This is a genomic window from Zhongshania sp. (assembly GCF_041623545.1).
In the GTDB taxonomy this organism is placed as follows: Bacteria; Pseudomonadota; Gammaproteobacteria; order Pseudomonadales; family Spongiibacteraceae; genus Spongiibacter.
The window spans coordinates 1-2,958 of record NZ_JBFJWS010000358.1; the positions used below are offsets into that span (position 1 = coordinate 1).

Sequence of the window (2,958 nt, forward strand, 5' to 3'; positions counted from 1 at the left end):
TGTCGACAGGACCCCCTTGCTTACGCAACCCCCGCGGAGCGAATGCTGGCCGCTATCGGCGAGCCAGAGCTTATTGATACCCGCAAAGATCCACGCTTGTCGCGTATTTTTTCCAATCGGCTTATTCCCCGCTATCCGGCATTTGAAGAATTTTACGGGCTTGAAGACGTTATTGCGCAAATAGTGGCATTTTTTAAACATGCCGCTCAGGGCTTGGAGGAGCGCAAGCAAGTCTTGTATCTGCTTGGTCCTGTTGGTGGTGGTAAATCTTCTATTGCTGAACGCTTAAAAAAATTAATGGAGGCCGCGCCGATTTATGCGCTGAAAGGCTCCCCCATCAATGAGTCGCCACTGGGCTTGTTTGACCCGCTGCGCGACGGCGAGCAGTTGGAAGAAGAATACGGCATCCCAAAGCGCTATCTCACTGGATTGGCTTCGCCTTGGGCGATTAAACGTCTCGACGAATTTGAAGGTGACTTAAGTAAATTCCGAGTCGTGCGTATTCAGCCCTCGGTATTGAAGCAGGTTGCTGTGACCAAAACTGAGCCCGGTGACGAGAATAACCAAGATATATCGACTTTGGTCGGTAAGGTTGATATCCGCAAGCTCGAAGCCTACGCCCAAGATGATCCCGATGCCTACTCCTACTCCGGTGGCTTGTGCTTGGCCAACCAAGGTTTGCTTGAATTTGTGGAGATGTTCAAGGCGCCAATCAAGATGCTGCACCCGCTGTTAACCGCAACTCAGGAGGGGAACTACAAGGGCACTGAAGGTTTCTCGGCGATCCCGTTTCAGGGCATTATTTTGGCGCACTCTAATGAGTCGGAATGGTTGACCTTTAGAAACGATAAGCATAATGAGGCTTTCCTTGATCGAGTTTACATCGTTAAGGTTCCCTACTGTTTGCAGGTGTCTGAAGAGGTCAAGATTTATCAAAAGCTAATGCGACATAGCTCCCTCTCTAATGCGCCCTGTGCACCGGGTACTTTGGAGATGTTGGCCCAGTTTACCGTACTGTCACGCCTCAAGGAGCCAGAGAATTCCAGTATTTATTCCAAAATGCGGGTTTACGACGGCGAGTCCTTGAAGGATACCGATCCCGCCGCTAAGTCGTTCCAAGAGTATCGGGATTATGCCGGTATCGACGAAGGTATGACCGGCATGTCTACTCGCTTTGCCTTTAAAGTATTGTCGGCCGTGTTTAACTACGACAACTCTGAGATTGCGGCAAACCCTGTGCATTTAATGTATGTGCTGGAACAGCGTATTTTGCGCGAACAACTGCCTGAAGATACCCAGCGCATTTACCTCGAATTTATCAAAGGTTGGTTGGCAGTGCGTTATGCCGAATACGTGGGTAAGGAAATTCAAACTGCGTATTTGGAATCGTACTCAGAGTACGGGCAAAATATTTTTGATCGCTACGTAACGTTTGCAGATTACTGGATTCAGGACGAAGATTACCGCGATCCAGAAACCGGCGCGATTTTCGATCGCGGCACGTTAAATAGTGAACTCGAAAAAATTGAAAAGCCTGCGGGCATAGCTAATCCTAAAGACTTCCGTAACGAAATTGTTAATTTTGTATTGCGGGCGAGGGCGCAGAATGAGGGGCGTAACCCGAGTTGGACCAGTTATGAAAAACTGCGTGAGGTCATTGAGAAGAAAATGTTCTCAAGTACTGAAGAGCTACTGCCGGTTATCTCATTTAATGCTAAGGCCTCTGTGGAAGATAAACAGAAGCACGAGAATTTTGTGACCCGCATGGTTGAGAAGGGCTATACCCCGAAGCAGGTCAGACTGTTGTCCGAGTGGTATTTGCGGGTTAGAAAATCGGGTTAACTCTCTGCCAGTGAAAGGGGCGTAATATGTCAATGATCATTGACCGCCGCCTGAATGATCGCAATAAAAACGCCGGCAATCGCCAGCGTTTTATCAGGCGTTACAAGGCGCAGCTGCGCAAGTCAGTTGCGGATATTGTTGCTGATCGATCGATAACCGATATGTCGAGGGGCGGCGAAGTCGGTATTCCGGTCAAAGATATCTCTGAACCCAAGTTTCGTATTGGTCGCGGCGGCGATCGCGAGATGGTGCACCCTGGTAATAAGGAATTTACTACGGGTGATAAAATCGCCAAGCCGCCCTCAGGTGGCGCTGGCGGCGGCTCGGGTAGTGGCGAAGGACAGGGCGAGGAAGGCCAAGATAATTTTATGTTCACACTCTCGAAAGAAGAGTTTATGAACTTGTTTTTTGATGACTTGGAACTGCCGCGTTTAGCGCGAAATGTATTAGGCGATTCTAAGCAGTTTACCTACCGCCGAGCGGGTTATACCCCAAGCGGAGTACCGGCGAATTTGTCGGTGCCGCGATCCATGCAAAATGCCATGGCAAGGCGCATCGCTTTGCGAGCGCCGCTATATCGCGAATTAGAGGAACTTAAAGCAGGTGCAGGTACCGCCGAGGAAATTGAAGCGCTGGAAAAGCGTATAGCGCGAATCCCCTTTCTGGATGAATATGATCTGCGCTTTCGTCACCGAGTTAAGGAGCCCAAACCCATAAGTCGCGCTGTTATGTTCTGCCTGATGGATGTCTCGGCGTCGATGTCAGAACAGAAAAAAGACTTGGCGAAGCGCTTTTTTACGTTGTTATATTTATTCCTAAGCAGGAAATACGAACATGTCGAGCTGGTGTTTATTCGACATACCTCGGATGCACAGGAAGTGGATGAGCATGCATTTTTCCACGACCCCCAAACCGGCGGGACCGTGGTGATGTCGGCGCTGAACTTAATGATGGAAATACTCGAGGAGCGCTATCCACCAAATCAGTGGAATATTTATGGTGCCCAAGTCTCTGATGGTGATGCCTTCGGCAGCGATCCGCAGCGCAGTGCAATGCGCTTAAGCAAAGATATTTTACCCTTGTGCCGCTATTTTGCTTATGTAGAGGTGCCCGACA

Annotated in this window: 2 protein-coding genes; both read left to right on the plus strand. The window is 49.4% G+C overall.

What is annotated here, in order from left to right; all coding sequences use genetic code 11:
• On the plus strand, nt 1-1,842 hold a 1,842-nt coding region (locus ABYT30_RS17810; RefSeq protein ID WP_373097832.1), incomplete at its 5' end, for a PrkA family serine protein kinase.
• A 26-nt stretch (nt 1,843-1,868) separates the two neighbouring features.
• Nucleotides 1,869-2,958 (plus strand): YeaH/YhbH family protein (locus ABYT30_RS17815; RefSeq protein ID WP_373097834.1); only part of this gene is annotated, 1,090 nt, incomplete at its 3' end.